This window comes from Micromonospora sp. NPDC049903 (assembly GCF_044460945.1).
In the GTDB taxonomy this organism is placed as follows: domain Bacteria; phylum Actinomycetota; class Actinomycetes; order Mycobacteriales; family Micromonosporaceae; genus Micromonospora.
Window position 1 is genome coordinate 69,669 of sequence record NZ_JBITKL010000006.1, and the last position, 16,113, is coordinate 85,781.

A 16,113-nucleotide genomic window follows, 5' to 3' on the forward strand; every position below is an offset into this window, starting at 1 on the left:
TCTCCTGTCTCGGTAGGTCGGACCGGAGACACGGTGCCAGCAGAAGAGGACAGGAACTGTCCTCTTCCTGGGGGCATGATGAGGACCATGCCGAGAACCTCAGCGCGACTGCTGTCGTTGCTGTCCCTGCTCCAGGCGCGCCGGGAGTGGCCCGGGGCCCTGCTGGCCCAGCGGCTGGAGGTCAGCGCGCGGACGGTCCGCCGGGACGTCGACCGCCTGCGCGAACTCGGCTACCCGATCGCGGCCGTGAAGGGGCCGGACGGCGGTTACCGGCTCGACGCCGGGACGCGCATGCCGCCGTTGCTCTTCGACGACGAACAGGCCGTCGCCCTCGCCGTCGCGCTGCGGATCGCCACCACCGCCGGTGCCGGGATCGAGGAGGGCGCGGCCCGGGCGCTGCACACCGTCCGGCAGGTCATGCCCACGCGGCTGCGCCACCACGTCGACACGCTTCCCGTCACCGCTGTCGGGCGGTCGGCGACGGTCGACAGCGGTGTGCTGATCGCGCTCGGTGCGGCCGTACACGGCCAGGTGGTGCTGCGCTTCGACTACCCGTCCGAGTCGACCGACTCCGGACCGCCCCGCCGGGTGGAGCCGCACCATCTCGCCACCCGGGGTGGACGGTGGTATCTCGTCGCCTGGGATCTCGACCGCGACGACTGGCGCATCTTCCGCGCCGACCGGGTCACGCCGCGTACCCCCACCGGTCCGCGCTTCCGACCACGGGCGCTGCCCGGCGGCGACCTGGCCGCGTTCCTGGCCGGCCGGTTCCGCGGCGCCGACGGCACCGGCGACTGGCCGTGTCGGGGCGAGGTGGTCCTGCACCGGGCCGCCGCCGACGTGGCACCGTTCGTGCCCGACGGGGTCGTCGAGGAACTCGGGCCGGACCGCTGCCGGCTCACCCTCGGCTCGTGGTCGTGGCCGGGACTCGCCGCCACGATCGGCAGGTTCGACGTCGACATCGAGGTGGTCGGCCCGCCCGAGCTCCGCGCCGCGTTCGCGTCCCTGGCCCGGCGGTACGCCGCTGCGAGCGCCCCGCCGGACGACGACGTGCACCCGACGGCGCGGCGGTGAGCGGTCACCCGTCCGTCAGGGAGTGTTCCGCCACGCTGCGTTCCACGCAGAACTCGTTGCCCTCCGGGTCGGCCAGCACCACCCATCCCGTGCCGTCCGGCCGACGGCGGTCGTCGACCGGCGTGGCACCCAGGCCGAGCAGGCGTTCCACCTCCTCGTCCCGGGTCCGGTCGGTCGGTTGGAGGTCCAGGTGGATGCGGTTCTTCACGGTCTTGCCCTCGGACACCCGCTGGAAGAGCATCCCGCCGCCAGCCATGTCCGGGCCGGACAGCAACGCGCACTCCTCGTCCCCCGGCCGGTCGTCCGGGTCGGGCCGCAGCCCGGTGACCGCCGCCCAGAAGGTCGCCATGGTGTACGGGTCGGCACAGTCGACGTCGATCCAACGCACTCGGGAAGTCATGACCCCAACCTCTCACCGGGATCAAGCGATTATCGACGGTGTAAGCAGGGGTCCCCTGCTATGCACGAGGCGTTAGCAGGGGACCCCTGCTCACACACACCCCGGCACGGCCAGACCTGTGCTCCGGGTCAGCGCGTGCCCTGCTCCACGGTCGGCGCGGAGTCGGCCGCCGGCAGGTTGACCGTCACCTCCAGGCCGCCTCCGGGCTGCGCCACCGCCGTCACCGTGCCGCCGTGCGCGTCGCAGACCGCCCGCACGATGGAGAGGCCGAGGCCGGACCCACGGGCGCCGGTCCGCTCCCGGCCGCCGCGCCGGAACGGCTCGAACAGCCCGGGTACGTCGGCCGGGTCGACCTCGAAGCCGGTGTTCCCCACCACCAGCCACGACCGTTGGCCGTCGGAGCCGGTCCGCACCCAGAGCCGCCCGTGCAGGTGGTTGTAGCGGACCGCGTTCTCGATCAGGTTGCCGGCCAACCGGTCCAGCAGCCCGGGATCGCCGACCACCGGCGCCGGCTGGAGCGAGGTCCGCACGTCCAGCTTGATCCGTTCCACCTCGCGGCGCACGGCCGACAGCGCGTTGAGTGTGCCGGCGGCCAGGTCGCACTCGGTACGCCGGGCGAGCCGCCGACCCGTCTGCGCCTCGCTGCGGGCCAGCACCAGCAGGGCGTCGACCAGTCCGTTGGCCCGTTCGGAGGCGTCGCGGACCACGGTCGCCATCCGGCGGTACTCGGCCGCGTCCGCGTCGTCGTCACTGAGCGTCACGTCAATCTCGGTCCGCATCACCGCCAGCGGCGTGCGTAACTCGTGTGAGGCGTTGGCGACGAACCGCTTCTGCGACTCGAAGGCGGCCCCGATCCGGTCCAGCATCGCGTCGAAGGTGTCGGCCAGCTCGGCCACCTCGTCGTCCGCGCCGGAGTAGCCGATCCGCTGGTGCAGGGTGGTCTCGCCGAGTCGTCGTGCGGTGGCGGTGACCTGGTGCAGCGGCCGCAGTGCCCGCCCGGCGACCGCGTACGCCCCGACCACGCCGGCCGCGCCGACCGCCAGCAGCGCGGCCAGCCCCTTCGCCAGCAGTTCGCCGGAGGCCGAGCTGACCAGTTGCTGCTGCCACGCCCCGGCCTCCAGCGTGCTGCCGTCGGCCAGCACCACGGTGGTGCCGGGCAGCAGCTCGTCGGTGGGACGCAGCGCGTCGCGGACCAGCAGCCAGGCCAGCAACAGCAGGATCGCCCCGGCGCCGATCAGCAGGACGCCGTTGAGCAGGGTGAGCCGCAGCCGCAGGGTGGGCCGCGGTCGCAGCCGCGTGACCGGCCCGAGCCCCAGGGCGGGCGTCACGCCGGCACCTCGGCGGTGCGGTAACCGGCCCCCACCACGGTCTCGATCAGCGGCGGATCGCCGAGCTTGCGGCGCAGTGTCATCACGGTGACCCGGACGATGGTGGTGAACGGGTCGGTGTTGGCGTCCCACACCCGCTCCAGCAGTTCCTCGCTGGACACCACCGCCCCGCGCGCCTTGAGCAGCTCGCAGAGCACCCCGAACTCCTTGTTGGTCAGCTCCACCGGCTGCCCGGCCCGGGTGGCCACCCGCCGGGCCGGGTCGACGACCAGATCGGCCAGTTCCAGCACCGGTGGCGCCGCCGGGGTGGCCCGCCGGCCGAGCGCCTGCACCCGGGCCACCAACTCGTCGAAGGCGAACGGCTTGGGCAGGTAGTCGTCGGCGCCGAGTTGCAGGCCCTCGACCCGGTCGGCGACCGTGCCGCTGGCGGTGAGCATCAGCACCCGGGTCAGCGCGCCGGACCCGGCCAACTCGGCGCAGATCTGGTCACCGTGCATGCCGGGCAGGTCACGGTCGAGCACCACCACGTCGTACCGGGTGACGAAGGCCATCTCGTGCCCGCTGTCACCGTCGTACGCGACATCCACCGCCATGCCGCGTTTGCGCAGGCCGCGCGCGATCGCGTCCGCGAGGTTGCGCTCGTCCTCGACCACCAGTACCCGCATGTCACGCCCCTTTTCCGCCGGTGACCACCCGACAACCTAGCGCCGGTCGCCAAGTCCGCGTGCCGCCACCGGCCGGGTGTCACTCCGGCAGTCGCCAGGCGCCGAAGTCGCCGTCCTGCCGACGGCAGACCACGAGGTCGTAGCGGGCCTGGCATTCGCCACGCGCCCCGGCCAGGACGTCGATCGGCCGGGCCCGGTCCTCGTCCGGCTGGAGTCGGGCCAGCACCAGGCCGACGTCGCGCGCCGGTCGCACGGCGAGCAGGTGCGGCGCGTACTCGTAACGGTGGACCTGCTCCCACGACCCGTGGTCGACGAGCACCGCCCCGGTCGTCATGTCGAAGGTGGCCAGCTCCATCGTCCCCTCGGCCCACCCGGACAGGACCAGCGCGCGCCGGTCCCCCACCAGCAGGAGATCGGCGATGTCCCGGTTGTCCCACCGGGACGCGCCGGTGGCCGGGTCGAGGACCTGCACCCCACCGCTGGCCGGAAAGGCGCAGAGCAGTGCGGCGCAGGCGGTGACGTGATAGACCGTCGGCACGGTGGTCTGCCAGAGCGGGGTCAGCCCGTCGACGGTGTAGGCGGCGACGGTGTTCGAGTTCCGGACCACCGCCACCATGTCGCCGACCACCCACGCCGACTGGTAACCGGCCGGGTCGTCGGCGGGCGGCGTCAGGCGGTGCCGGACCTTCCCGGTCTCCGGGTCGCGCACCTCCACGCCGCCGTCGAGTGTGGACACCACGATCGCGTCGACCACACCGTCGCGCAGCCGGTAGTCGACGCTGGACGCCGAGAGCGGAATGGACCACAGCTCGCGGGCGCTCGGCAGCTCGATCATCCGCAACGTGTTCGGCGTGCTCTCGCGATGGGTCCGCAGCAGTGCGCGGCGGGGGTCGTCGAACATCGCCACGCCCGGCTGGCGCCAGCGTTCCTGACCGGTACGGGCGTCGAGCAGCACGCTCTGGCTGGTCTCGGTCTCCTCGGCGGACATCGAGACCAGCACCCCGTCGTCGGCGACGGGCTGCACCCGGAAGACCCGATGGCCGAGCGACAGTCGGGTCCGCCAGGACGGCGTGAGCGTCGGCGGCGTACCGGTGGCCTTCTCGGGATAGGGGAAGGCGAGCAGTTCGGGGTGGCCGTCGGTGACCTCGGTGCCCGGGATGACGGCGAAGATCTGGTCCGCCGTGAGGAGCAGGTTGGCGCCGAGTGGCACCGGCACCGTCGCGTACACCCGGCGGGTCGGCGGCGCGGCGCCGGCCATCGACACCAGCACGACCACCGCGAGCAGCGCGGCCCCGAAGCGGCGCGAGCCGGCGACGATCCGGCGGCGTCGCGGCGGGTGGTCGGTCGGCTCGGTGAGGTCACCGAGGTCGATCAACGTCACGGTCGTCCCTCCTACGGCGCGCCGACGCGGCCCTCACGGCCGTCGGCTGCCCCGGCGACCGCCTGTACGATGGCCCGTCGTGGCTGTGCCGGTGATTGATTCCTCGTTGAACCCCGTCCCCGAGACCGTCGAGGCGGAGTCAGCGACAAGACGTCGCCGACGCGGGCCGACGCGCACCGACGTGTTGGCCATCGGAGCCTACGTCCTGCTCGGCGTCGTCGTCTGCCTCTACTACTGGGTGGACGTGCAGAACCGCGTCTCGTCACATCTGCCCACCGACCACAGTTGGTTCGAGTGGCTGTTCTCGCACGGTGCGTACTCGGTGATGCACCTGGAGAACCCGCTGTTCAGTACGCGGCAGAACGCCCCGGGCGGGGTGAACATGATGGCCAACACCTCGCTACTCGGGGTGACCCTGCCGCTGGCCCCGCTCACCTGGCTGCTCGGTCCGCAGGTGGTGTACGCGCTCTACCTGGGCGGTGCGCTGGCAGCCACCGCCGCCACCTCGTACTGGATGCTGTCCCGGCACCTGGTGCGCTCCCGGGCCGCCGCCTTCGTCGGCGGCGCGTTCCTCGGCTTCGCCCCCGGCATCGTGCACCACGCCAACGGCCAGCCGAACTTCGTCTCCAACTTCCTGCTGCCGCTGATCGTGGTGCGGGTGTTCCGGCTCAGCGAGCCCGGCCGGTGGCGGCGCAACGGGCTGGTGCTGGGCCTGCTGGTGGCGTACCAGATCTTCATCAACGAGGAGATGCTGCTGCTCACCGCGCTGGCCTGCCTGGTCATCGTGATCGCGTACGCGATCATGCGGCCGCGCCAGGCGCGGGAGCGCGCCGGTACCTTCGGCGCCGGGCTGGGCCTCGGCGGCGGCGTCGCCCTGCTGCTCACCGCCTACCCGATCTGGTTCCAGTTCAACGGCCCGCAGTCCTACCGGGGCCTGCAGGGCGGGGTGTTCCACAGTTGGGGCGAGGACGTCGTCGCCTTCGTCACCTTCCCCCGCGACACCATCGCCGGCAACGAGGCGGTGGAGGCGACCATCGGGATGACCGAGCAGAACAGTTGGTTCGGCTGGCCGATGGTGCTGTTCACGGTGGTGGCGCTGGCACTGCTGGTACGCCGGTCGCTGGTGGCCCGCATCCTCGCCGTGCTGGTGGTGCTCTTCTCGGTGGCCTCGCTCGGCCCGGAGATCCGGTTCAACGGCGAACTGACCGGCATCGCCGGCCCGTGGTCGTACATCTCGGAGGACGTGCCGCTGGTCGAGATGATGATGCCGACCCGGCTGACCCTGGTCACCACCGCCGCGCTCGGTGTCCTGCTCGCCCTGGCCTGGGACGCGGTGGCCGGCAACCGCCGCTCGCCGGTGCCGGCACCCCGCTCCGGCGAACCCACGCCCGCCACCAGCCGCTCCCGGCCACGGTGGCAGCGCGGCGTCGGGTACGCGGCCATCTCGCTGGCCGTGCTGCCGTTGATCCCCACCCCGCTGCCGGCCGAGGAGGTCGCCCCGCCGCCGACCTTCATCACCTCCGGCGGCTGGCGGCCGTACGTGCCGGAGGGCCGGACGCTGGTGCCGGTACCCCTCCCGAGCAATGTGCACGGACTGTCCACGTTGCGCTGGAGCGCCCTGACCCAGCACGAGTTCCCGATCCCGGCGGGCTACTTCATCGGCCCCAACCTGGACGGCGAGGGCGTCTTCGGTGCGCCGAACCGGCCCACCAGCACTCTCGTCTACCGCACCATGGACGCCGGTGAGGTGCCAGAGCTGACCGACGAGAACCGCCAGCAGGCGGTCGAGGACCTGCGCTTCTGGCGGGCCTCGGTGGTGGTGCTCGGCGCCCACCCCCGGGAGGCCGTGCTGCGCGACCTGCTGACCGGCCTGCTGGGTGAGCCGCAGCGGGTGGACGACGTCTGGCTCTGGGACGTCCGCGACCGAGTCTGAGGATGTGTGTAAGGAGGGGTCCCCTGCTAACGCCTCGTGCATAGCAGGGGACCCCTCCTAACATCAGCGCCCCGACGACGCCGCGGGTTTGTGCGCCGACGGCATACGGGTAGGGACCGTCCTGAGTGGACGGGGCACACGGTGACGCAGGACGACAGGATCATCGAATCGCAGGCGCGGCGGGGTCGCCGTCGTTTCCTGCTGGTGATGGTGGCGGTGATAGTTCTCGGCGCTCTGGTGGGCGGCGGCATCGCCGCCACCGGCTTCTTCGACGGCAGTGCGACGTTCTGGGGTGGCGAGGCGCCCGGCTGGGCAACGGTCGTCGGTGCCGTCCTCAGCCTCGGCGGGGTGGCCGTCGCAGTCGCCGGCTTCTGGTGGTTGACCCGCAACGGGTACTACCGCCGCAACGCCGGCTCCCGGCTCTGGGCGGAGAGCTGGTCGCGCCGCCGTAACCTGGTGCGCCAGGTGCGGGGCAACACCCTGCCACGTGACGAGGACCGACCGCTGCTGCCGCAGGTCGCCGAACAGATGATCGACGGCCTGGGATTCCTCCTGCCCCTGTCCGGCCTGGCCTTGATGCAGGTCGGTCAGGCGTTCTTCCAGTGGGCGCCGGGCTTCGTCCTGCTCGCCGCGATCTTCGTCGGGACCCTGACGGCGGCCGGCGTCTCGGCATGGCGCAGCGCACGCGACGCGAAGGCGTTCCTCGCCGCTGCCGACGTGTGAAGAAGGGTCCCCTGCTATACCGGAGGCGTTAGCAGGGGACCCTTCCTTTCACCTTCCACCTTCCACCTTTCACCTTTCACCCAAGCCGGAACCCCGACGTCGCACCGACGGTGCAGACTCAACCGACCAGCGGACGGACATCCCAGACCAGCGCGCCGTCGATCTCCCGAGGCGGGCCGAGCAGGGCCTCCAGGGTGTGCCGCACCGGGTCGCCGTGGTGCAGCCCGCCCTGCACGACCACGGCCGCCCGCCAGTGCCGCAGGTCCACCACCGCCTGCCGGCGCTCCGTCTCGGTGATCGGTGGCACCACGCCGGTGTCCGCCACCCGCCGCAACAGCAACGAGGTGGGCCGGTCCGGGGCACCCCACCGGGCCGTCGGGTCGTCCGGGGCGTGCGGGCCGATGAAGAAGCCGCCCGGCGCGGTGAAGGCCAGGCCCGTCCGGGCCGACCAGAGCATGCCCGGGCTACGACCGGCGTTGGTCACCGGCGGCACCGGCACCAGCGTCCGGCCCGCCGGCACGTACGCCCGCCAGGCGCCGTCGGCGACGAACGCCGGCACCGGCCGACTCGACACGGTACGGATCGGGGTCGGCATCAGCGGCAGCAGGGCGACGGCCAACGCGGCGGGCCCGACAAGGCGGAGCGGCCGGTGCCACCGGCCTCGGGCGGGCGCGGTGTCGACGGCCGTGCGCCGGTTCCACAGGTTCACCGCGAGCGCGACCAGGACGCCCAGCACCGGGGCGCAGACCAGAGCGAACCGGGCCGGCACCACGTGGTCGAGCAACGGCAGCTCGGCGATCAGCCGGTACGGGCCGGGCAGGTCGGTGGCCCGCCCGTCGAGGCGTACCCGGGGACCGAGGGAGAGCAGGGCGAACACCAGGCCGCAGGCGGCCAGCGCGCGGACCAGCGGCCGACGCCGGAGCCAGACCGTGACCACCACGGCCAGCACCAGCAGCCCGACGCCGAAGAACGAGTTCTCCTCGGTCGGGTTCGGCGCGAGCAGGCCGGGCGGCCGGTCCTCGCCGAACAGCGTCTGCCGGGCGAACCCGGTGAACGACGCCGCGTCCAACTGGTAACTGAACGCGTGGAACGGCATCCCCCGATAGTGGCCCGGGCCGAAGAACTGGAACCACAGCGGGTACGCCAGCAGCACTCCCGCCACCAGCGCGCCGACCCCGATCCGCCCGGCCGTCGACGGGGCGAGCCGACGGGCGGCCGACGGGTCGGCGATCGCGTACGCACCGGCGAGCACGCCGGCGGCCAGCGCCACGAAGAGCAGCACCTCCTCGCCGAGGAAGACCTGGTAGGTCACGACCAGCCCGAGCAGCACCCCGTGCCGCCACACCCGGCCGCCCGGCTCGGGGCGGAACACCAGCGCCAGGATCAGCGGCACCAGGAACTGGGCGGCCATGTGCAGGTGCGTACCGGCCTGGGCGACCATGCCGGGCGCGAAGCCGCAGATCAGCCCACCGACGGCGGCGGCCGGCCAGGAGTCGACCAGCCGGCGGCGCAGCAGGGCGTACCAGGCGGTGGCGGTGCCGGCGAGGCAGAGCACCACCGCGACGCCGAAGGCGGCCTGCGACCCGAACAGCAGCGTGACCGGGGCCAGGGGGACACCGAGGCCGAGCACCGAGGTGTTCGCCATCAGGTTCACCCCGCCGGGCGCGTTCAACGCGTCGCTCCACAGCGGGTTCTCCAGCGCGGCCACGGCACGGGCCGCGCGGGCCAGCATCCACTCGAAGAGGATCTGGTCACCGGCCTGGTGGAACAGCCGGTCCGGGCGACCCCACTGGCGGTGGGTCAGCCACGCCGCCAGCGCGAGGTAGCCGACCGGCACCGCCACGTCCGGGGTACGCGCGGGCAGCCACCGGCGACGGCGCGACGCCACCTCGGCGGTACGGTCGGCCACGCCGACGGCCATCAGCCCGGCGGAGCGGTCAACGGCCGTACGTCCCACACCCAGACGTCCAACTCCTGCCGGGCCGGGCCGACCAACTGCTCGACGGTCTGCCGCAGCGGCTCCGAGTGCGGCTGGCGCAGCGGCAGCACCAGCACGGCCGCCTTCCAGTGCCGCAGTTCGTCCAGCGAGCGCCGCCGCTGGCGGTCGTCCAGTTCCGGCGTACGGCCGGTCGTGGCGACCTCCTCCAGCATCTTCCCGACGCCGCTGGGTCGCCCGTTGAAGCGGCCCGGGTCACCGGTGGTGGCGTTGCGCGGGGCCAGGAAGTAGCCGCCGGGCATCTTGAAGTCGAGGTTGGTGGAGGCGGCCCAGCGCATCCCGTGGGTGTTGCCCATGCTCGGCACCGGGATGGGGACCAGCGTCTGGTCCGGCCCGACGTAGGCGCGCCAGCGGTCCGAGGTGATGAAGTCGGGCACCGGCGGCCGGGAGGTCATCGGCAGCGGCATCGGGGCGATCGGCAGCAGGGCGAGCACCAAACCGGCCACGGTCAGCGTACGCACCACCCGCCGGTCCAGGTCCAGGGTGCGGCTGCGCTCGATGGCCAGCGCCAGCAGGATCGCCACCACCACGCTGACGATCATGCCGAACCGGGTCGGCACCACCGCGTCGAGCAACGGCAGCCGGACCAGCCACTCCCACGGGCCGACCATCAGCTCCCGGTCCCACCAGGTGATGCGCTCACCGAGGGAGAGGATCACATAGAACCCGGCGGTCGCGGCCAGCGCCCGGACCAGCAGTTCCCGCCGCAGCCAGAGCACGATCCCGACCGCGATCAGGGCCAGGCTCCACCCGAAGAAAGCGTTCTCCTCCGAGTAGTTCGGGGCCAGGTTCACGTTGGCCCGCTGGTTGCCGCCGATGGTCGGGGAGCCCGGGGCGAAGTACGCGGCGATGTCGTTGCCGTAGTCGCGGACCGCGTCGCTGAGCCCGTGGTACGCCATCGGCCCGGCGAACTGGATGTAGAGCGGGTACGCCAGCAGCGCGCCGGCGATCACCGTGCAGGTGGCCACCGCCTTGCCCAGCGGACGCCAGGCCGCCGACCAGAGTCCGGGACGCTGGACGACCATCGCGATCAGGAAGATGCCGCAGCCCATCGCGGTGAACAGCAGGATCTCCTCGTTGATGAACGCCTGCACGGTGACCAGCAGGGCCAGCAGCGCACCGTCCCGGTACGGGCGGGTGGATCGGGTGATGACCATGACCCGCCACACGATGAACGGCAGCAGGAACTGGCTGATGATGTTCGGATGCCAACTGGCGTGCGACAGCATCGCCGGGGAGAACCCGCAGAGCCAACCGCCGACGATCGCGGCCAGCGGGTAGCTGACCACGTGCCGGGACAGCACGTAGTACCAGGCCGAGGCGGTGCCGGCGAGAGCGAGCGTGACCAGCACCACGAAGGTCACGGCGGGCCCGAACAGCAGGGTCACCGGCACCATCGGAATGCCCAGCGCCAGGATGGCCGTGTTGGCCATCAGGTTGACGCCGTCCGGGTAGTTGAACTGCTCGGTAAAGAACGGGAACTCCCCGTGCAGCACCACTCGCACCGAGTGGGCGAGGAAGAACTGCACCTGTGCCGGGTCGCTGCTGTAGAGCGAGGCCACCCGACCGGCCGGGTCCATCCAGATCTGGCTGGTCACCCAGATCGCGGTGAGCAGGAATCCACCGAAGACGGCGAGGTCCTGTCGGCGGCGGGTCCAGCGGAAGCGCCGCCACCGCGACGGCGCCGAGCCCGCCGCTGCGGCACCCGTCGGCGGGTCCGCCTCCTCGGTCGACGCGTCGGGCTCCGACGTGGTCTCGGAGTCGGCCGGTGCGTCGACCGCCGGCGTGGTCCCGGACTCGGTCGGGGAGTCGACGACCGGTGTGTCGTCGATCACCGGTGCAGTCGTGCCGGCCCCCACAGTGGAGCTGACATCGGGTGCCACGGGGTCGGCAGGCGCAGCCGGATCGGGAGGTGCCGCGTCGGCGGTGGAGGTTCCGTTGCCCATGGAAGTGTCCGTGGTGTCGACCGTCGGCGCGGAGTCGCGCGCACCCTCACCCAGCGTGACGGGTTCGGAAGGCGAGCCTGCGACGACGTCGGGTTTCGGCGGCGATGCGGCGCGGGTCTCAGCAGGCGTCACAGTCGGCGGAGTCTACCCGAGTGGGGAAATAGCTCCCAAGTCGACGCGGCGTCCCCTGTGGCCGGTGTACCGCCCGGGCGACGCAGCGTGAGGCGGCGCGAGCCGACGACCCGGCGTCTCGTACTATTGCCCAGCGAAACGACGGCCGATGTGATCGGGGGCGTGACAGGTGGCTCCAGCCCGCTGGCGCGGCTTGACCGCCACCGGCCTGTCCAGTCTGCTGCTCGCCGTCACCGCCTGCGGACCGGTCGCCGAGCGTCGGCCGCAGGACCTCCGGGTCGGCTACGACAGCATGGACGGGTCGCTGACGGTGTGGCCGCCTCGCGGCTCGCTGGTCGAGGACGCGGCGGCCACCGCCGCGGTGACCGAGGCGGTCCGAGAGTGGCGTTCACCGATCGACGACCGGGTGCACGTACCCTCCTCCGGCATCCTCTTCTCCGGCGAGGTCGACGGTGCCCCGCTGGCCCTGGTGGCCGCGTCCGTGCCCGGCCAGGCCGCGTCCTGGTTGCTCCAGCTCGGCGGCGGTGACGGCGGGTACGAGGTCAGCCAGGCCACCGAGTACACCGACCCGGGCTATCTCGTCTACTCCGACGTGCTGCCGGTGCAGACCGCCGAGGGGCGGCGCTACCTCACCTCGGAGCGGGTCCGGCGGCTGGTCGGCCCGAACGGCCGTGCCATTCCGGCCACCGACGGCCTGACCGACCCGGTCGACGTGCCGCAGTGCGAGGCCGTGCCGGTGACCGCCACGCTGCGCTCCACCGAGTCGCTGCCCCGGGGACGCGCCGCCGACCGGCTGCTGGATCTCGGCACCGGCACCGCGAACCCCCGGTATCCGCTGGTCCGCGACGACAGCGGCGCGGGCCGACGGGCCCTGGCCGACCTGGACACCTGCGCACTGGCCGACGAGGACGGCCCGTTCGGCAGCGTCACCCGGCGGGTCGGCGACCGGGACACCCCGGATTCGGTGCCGGCGTCCTGGCCGAAGTCGAAGGTCGCCGTGCGGACCCTCGGCGAGTTGGCGCTCAACGGCGGTGAACCGGCGGAGCTGGAGCAGCTCAGCTGGGACACCGCCGACGGCACGATGACCGCGCTGGTCTATCGACCGGCGGGCGGCGGCCCGACGGTGCTCTCTCCCGCCGACCGCACCACCCCGTTGCAGGTCTACGAGCTGCCGGTGCCCGGTCAGCCGCTGGTCGTGCTGAGCTGGCGTGCCACCAAGGACACCACGCTGTCGGTGCCGCCGGACACGACCCGCCTGCTCGACCGTCCCGGCCTGGTGGTGGCGCCGCTGCCGGAGCGCAGCGAGACCTTCAGCCTCGCCGCCGACGACAAGACGCACTACCGCTCCGCCGGCCACCGCCGCTGACCCCACGCGCCCCACTGCCCGCAGCCCCCACCTCGGAACACCCTGCCTCGGAGCCCCACGCGGCGAGCGCTCACGCGATCATGGAGTTGTGGCCCTCACAAAAGGGGTGAAGTGGGCCAAAAACACTGCCCGAACTCCATGATCGACGGCGTGCGGCACCACCCGCACGGCGGTAACGGCAGTGTGCGGGTGGTGTCGCCCACGGGCCGCCCTGAGGGCCGAGCGCGAGAGGCGCAGACGGGTCAGTTGGCGGAGGGGGTGGGGGTGCTCTCGGAGGTCAGGCGGGCCGGGTCGACCGGGGTGGTCTCCAGGCGGGAGATCCAGCCGGTGACGTCGCGTGCCACGTCCTGCGCGGTCAGGCCGAGGTCGGCCAGGATCTGCGCGCGGGTGCCGTGCGGGTGCCAGTCGGCCGGTACGCCCAGGTCGCGCAGCGGCACCTGGACGCCCTCGTCCCGCATGGCCTGGGCGAGCGCGTCCCCGACGCCGCCCAGCCGGACGCCGTCCTCGACGGTGACCACCAGGCGGTGCCCGGCAGCCAGCTCGACCAGCTCGGCCGGGACCGGACGCACCCAGCGCGGGTCGACCACGGTGACGCCGTAGCCCTGCTCGGCGACCCGGGCGGCGACCTCCATGCCGAGCTGGCCGAAGGCGCCCACCGCGACGAGCAGCACGTCGGTACGCGCCGACTCGGCCAGTACGTCGACCGTGCCGATCCGGCGGATCGCGGGCAGGTCGGCGGCGACCGCACCGGACGGGTAGCGCAGCACGGTCGGGCCGTCGTCGACGGCGACCGCCTCGCGCAGCTCCTCACGCAGCGTGGCGGCGTCCCGGGGAGCCGCCATCCGCAGGCCCGGCACCACCCCGAAGACCGACATGTCCCAGATGCCGTAGTGGCTCGGCCCGTCCGGGCCGGTGATGCCGGCCCGGTCCAGCACGAAGGTGACCGGCAGCTTGTGCATCGCCACGTCCAGCAGGACCTGGTCGAAGGCCCGGTTGAGGAAGGTCGCGTAGACCGCCACGACCGGGTGCAGCCCGCCGAGCGCCAGGCCGGCCGCCGAGGTGGCGGCGTGCTGCTCGGCGATGCCCACGTCGTAGGTGCGCTCGGGGTACTTGCGGGCCAGCTTCGCGATGCCGGTGGGCTCGGCCATCGCGGCGGTGATGCCCACCACGTCGGGCCGCTCGTCGGCGATCGCGACCAGCTCGTCAGCGAAGACGTGGGTCCACTTCACCGACGGTGCGGCCACCAGCTGGCCGGTCTCCACGTCGAACGCGCCGCCCGGGCCGTGCAGGCAGTCCGCCTCGTCCTCCTCGGCGGGGCGGTAGCCGTAGCCCTTGCGGGTGACCGCGTGCACGATCACCGGGCCACCGAAGTTCTTCGCGGCGCGCAGCGCGGTCTCGACGGCGGCCACGTCGTGCCCGTCGACCGGGCCGACGTACTTGATGCCGAGGTCCTCGAACATCGCCTGCGGCGCGACGGCGTCCTTGATGCCCTTCTTGACCGCGTGCAGCACCTCGTACATCGGCTTGCCGACCAGCGGCGTCGAGCCGAGGGCGTCCTTGACCGTGTCGAGGACCTTCTCGTAGCCCGGGTTCAGCCGCAGCGTGGAGAGGTGGTCGGCGAGGCCGCCGATGGTCGGCGCGTACGAGCGCCCGTTGTCGTTGACCACGATCACCAGCGGGTTGCCGGCGGAGGCGATGTTGTTCAGCGCCTCCCAGCACATGCCGCCGGTCAGCGCCCCGTCGCCGACCACGGCGACCACGCTGCGCGCCTCGCCCCGCAGCGCGTACGCCTTGGCCAGGCCGTCGGCGTACGACAGGGCGGTGGAGGCGTGCGAGTTCTCGATGATGTCGTGGTCGCTCTCGGCCCGGCTCGGGTAGCCGGAGAGCCCGCCGCGCTGACGCAGCTGGTCGAAGCCCTCCTGGCGGCCGGTAATGATCTTGTGAACGTACGCCTGGTGACCGGTGTCGAACAGCAGCCGGTCCCGGGGAGAGTCGAAGACCCGGTGCATGGCGAGGGTGAGCTCCACCACGCCCAGGTTGGGGCCGATGTGACCCCCGGTGCGGGACACCTTGGCGACCAGGAAGTCACGGATCTCGGCGCTGAGAATGTCCAGTTCGCTGGCGGACATCCGCTTGACGTCCTGGGGACCGTGCACCGTGGCCAGCAGCCGGCCCTGGTTGGCCGTGTCCTCTTCAACACTCATGACCGCAGAGTCTATCGGCCTCCGCACACCTCGCAGCCCGGGTCACCGCGCCCCCACCCTGACCGCCAGGTCAGGCCCGCACCCGTAGTCGGCGTGGCGGCAGCACCCCGGCCGGCGCGGTGGCGGACCGGGCCGGCGGACCGGCCGGTGTCCAGGAGCCGAGCACGGTGGCCCGGTCCGCCCCGGTCACCGAGGGCAGCGCTCCCGGCAGTCCGTGCCAGGACAGCCACCCCAGCAGCGCGAAGGCGTACGCCTCCTTGGCCTGCGCCGGGACGCCCAGCTCGTCGGTGGTACGCAGCCGACGCCACAGCGTGTGGTTGCGAACCCCGCCACCGGCGGCGATAACCTCGGTCACCCGGTGCCGGTCGCAGGCGTCGGTCACCGTCCGTGCGGTCAGCTCGGTCAGCGTGGCGAACACGTCGTCGACGGCCACCGGCCCCGCCAGAGCGGCCAGCCGCCGGTCGAGGTACCCGGCGTGGAACAGCTCCCGGCCGGTCGACTTGGGCGCCGGAGCGGCGTAGTACGGCTCGGTCAGCAGCTCGGCGAGCAGTCCGGCGTGCACCCGACCGGCCGCCGCCCGGGCACCGTCCCGGTCGCAGGGCACCCCCAACAACCGCTCGGCGGTGGCGTCGAGCAACGCGTTGGCCGGACCCACGTCGTACCCGAGCACCGGCGATCCGGCCGAGACCACCACGTCGACGCCGCCCCCGGCCAGCTCCAGGCCGACGGCCGCCGCCTCGGCGAACACCTCGCCCAACCGGTTGTCCAGCCGGCACACGTCGGCGATCGTGGTCGTGCCCGGCGGCAGCACCGCCCCGATCGCGGCGCGCAGCGCGTCGTCGTAGGCCAGTCCCCGGTGTCCGAGCGGCCGCAGCCACAGCGTGTCGCCCTCGACGGTGAACTCGGCCACCGCCACGTCCACCCCGTCGTAGGAGGTCCCCGACATCAGCCCGACGATCTTCACC

General features: G+C 72.8%; 12 protein-coding genes. 4 read left to right on the forward strand and 8 right to left on the reverse strand.

Annotated features, from left to right (window positions below; all coding sequences use genetic code 11):
• The first annotated feature begins 87 nt into the window (after nucleotides 1–87).
• Complete coding sequence (locus tag ACIBO1_RS12960) at nucleotides 88–1,074, forward strand: helix-turn-helix transcriptional regulator (RefSeq protein ID WP_396744988.1); 987 nt, start codon at nucleotides 88–90, stop codon at nucleotides 1,072–1,074.
• Between the two features lie 4 nt (nucleotides 1,075–1,078).
• On the opposite strand, the gene ACIBO1_RS12965 is transcribed toward ACIBO1_RS12960, so the two are convergent.
• The 4 genes from ACIBO1_RS12965 to ACIBO1_RS12980 form a co-directional block, all read right to left on the reverse strand.
• A complete protein-coding gene (locus ACIBO1_RS12965) occupies nucleotides 1,079–1,474 on the reverse strand; it encodes a VOC family protein (protein ID WP_396744991.1) in 396 nt (131 codons plus the stop codon).
• 128 nt (nucleotides 1,475–1,602) lie between these two features.
• The gene (locus ACIBO1_RS12970) at nucleotides 1,603–2,802 is read right to left on the reverse strand and encodes a sensor histidine kinase (RefSeq protein WP_396744994.1); all 1,200 of its coding nucleotides are present in this window, start codon (nucleotides 2,800–2,802) and stop codon (nucleotides 1,603–1,605) included.
• Nucleotides 2,799–3,467, reverse strand: coding sequence for a response regulator transcription factor (locus ACIBO1_RS12975; RefSeq protein WP_396744997.1), 669 nt, complete (start codon nucleotides 3,465–3,467; stop codon nucleotides 2,799–2,801). Before ACIBO1_RS12975 ends, ACIBO1_RS12970 begins: the two co-directional genes overlap by 4 nt.
• Nucleotides 3,468–3,546: 79 nt before the next feature.
• Nucleotides 3,547–4,848, reverse strand: a complete 1,302-nt coding sequence (locus tag ACIBO1_RS12980) for a PQQ-binding-like beta-propeller repeat protein (protein WP_396745000.1) — start codon at nucleotides 4,846–4,848, stop codon at nucleotides 3,547–3,549.
• A gap of 79 nt (nucleotides 4,849–4,927) precedes the next feature.
• Between ACIBO1_RS12980 and ACIBO1_RS12985 the strand changes: the two genes are divergently transcribed.
• Nucleotides 4,928–6,781, forward strand: coding sequence for a hypothetical protein (locus ACIBO1_RS12985; protein WP_396745003.1), 1,854 nt, complete (start codon nucleotides 4,928–4,930; stop codon nucleotides 6,779–6,781).
• A 141-nt stretch (nucleotides 6,782–6,922) separates the two neighbouring features.
• Nucleotides 6,923–7,504, forward strand: coding sequence for a hypothetical protein (locus tag ACIBO1_RS12990; RefSeq protein WP_396745006.1), 582 nt, complete (start codon nucleotides 6,923–6,925; stop codon nucleotides 7,502–7,504).
• Between the two features lie 118 nt (nucleotides 7,505–7,622).
• Here ACIBO1_RS12990 and ACIBO1_RS12995 read toward each other — a convergent pair whose 3' ends face one another.
• Together ACIBO1_RS12995 and ACIBO1_RS13000 are read right to left on the reverse strand one after the other, a co-directional pair.
• Nucleotides 7,623–9,467, reverse strand: coding sequence for a hypothetical protein (locus tag ACIBO1_RS12995; RefSeq protein WP_396745430.1), 1,845 nt, complete (start codon nucleotides 9,465–9,467; stop codon nucleotides 7,623–7,625).
• Entirely contained in the window at nucleotides 9,425–11,335 is a 1,911-nt protein-coding gene (locus tag ACIBO1_RS13000) for a hypothetical protein (RefSeq protein WP_396745008.1), read from the reverse strand. The genes ACIBO1_RS12995 and ACIBO1_RS13000 overlap by 43 nt, the downstream gene beginning before the upstream one ends.
• A gap of 412 nt (nucleotides 11,336–11,747) precedes the next feature.
• On the opposite strand from ACIBO1_RS13000, the gene ACIBO1_RS13005 reads away from it, so the two are divergent.
• Entirely contained in the window at nucleotides 11,748–12,944 is a 1,197-nt protein-coding gene (locus ACIBO1_RS13005; protein ID WP_396745011.1) for a hypothetical protein, read from the forward strand.
• Between the two features lie 242 nt (nucleotides 12,945–13,186).
• On the opposite strand, the gene dxs is transcribed toward ACIBO1_RS13005, so the two are convergent.
• Together dxs and ACIBO1_RS13015 are read right to left on the reverse strand one after the other, a co-directional pair.
• Complete coding sequence (gene dxs, locus ACIBO1_RS13010) at nucleotides 13,187–15,148, reverse strand: 1-deoxy-D-xylulose-5-phosphate synthase (RefSeq protein WP_396745014.1); 1,962 nt, start codon at nucleotides 15,146–15,148, stop codon at nucleotides 13,187–13,189.
• A 70-nt stretch (nucleotides 15,149–15,218) separates the two neighbouring features.
• Complete coding sequence (locus ACIBO1_RS13015) at nucleotides 15,219–16,112, reverse strand: anhydro-N-acetylmuramic acid kinase (RefSeq protein WP_396745017.1); 894 nt, start codon at nucleotides 16,110–16,112, stop codon at nucleotides 15,219–15,221.
• Nucleotide 16,113: the final 1 nt, after the last annotated feature.

What these genes read in the sequence shown, in the direction of transcription:
- ACIBO1_RS12960 (WP_396744988.1), top strand. Translation starts at nt 88, where the DNA reads ATGCCGAGAACCTCAGCGCGACTGCTGTCGTTGCTGTCCCTGCTCCAG.
- ACIBO1_RS12965 (WP_396744991.1), bottom strand. Translation starts at nt 1,474, where the DNA reads ATGACTTCCCGAGTGCGTTGGATCGACGTCGACTGTGCCGACCCGTAC.
- ACIBO1_RS12975 (WP_396744997.1), bottom strand. Translation starts at nt 3,467, where the DNA reads ATGCGGGTACTGGTGGTCGAGGACGAGCGCAACCTCGCGGACGCGATC.
- dxs (WP_396745014.1), bottom strand. Translation starts at nt 15,148, where the DNA reads ATGAGTGTTGAAGAGGACACGGCCAACCAGGGCCGGCTGCTGGCCACG.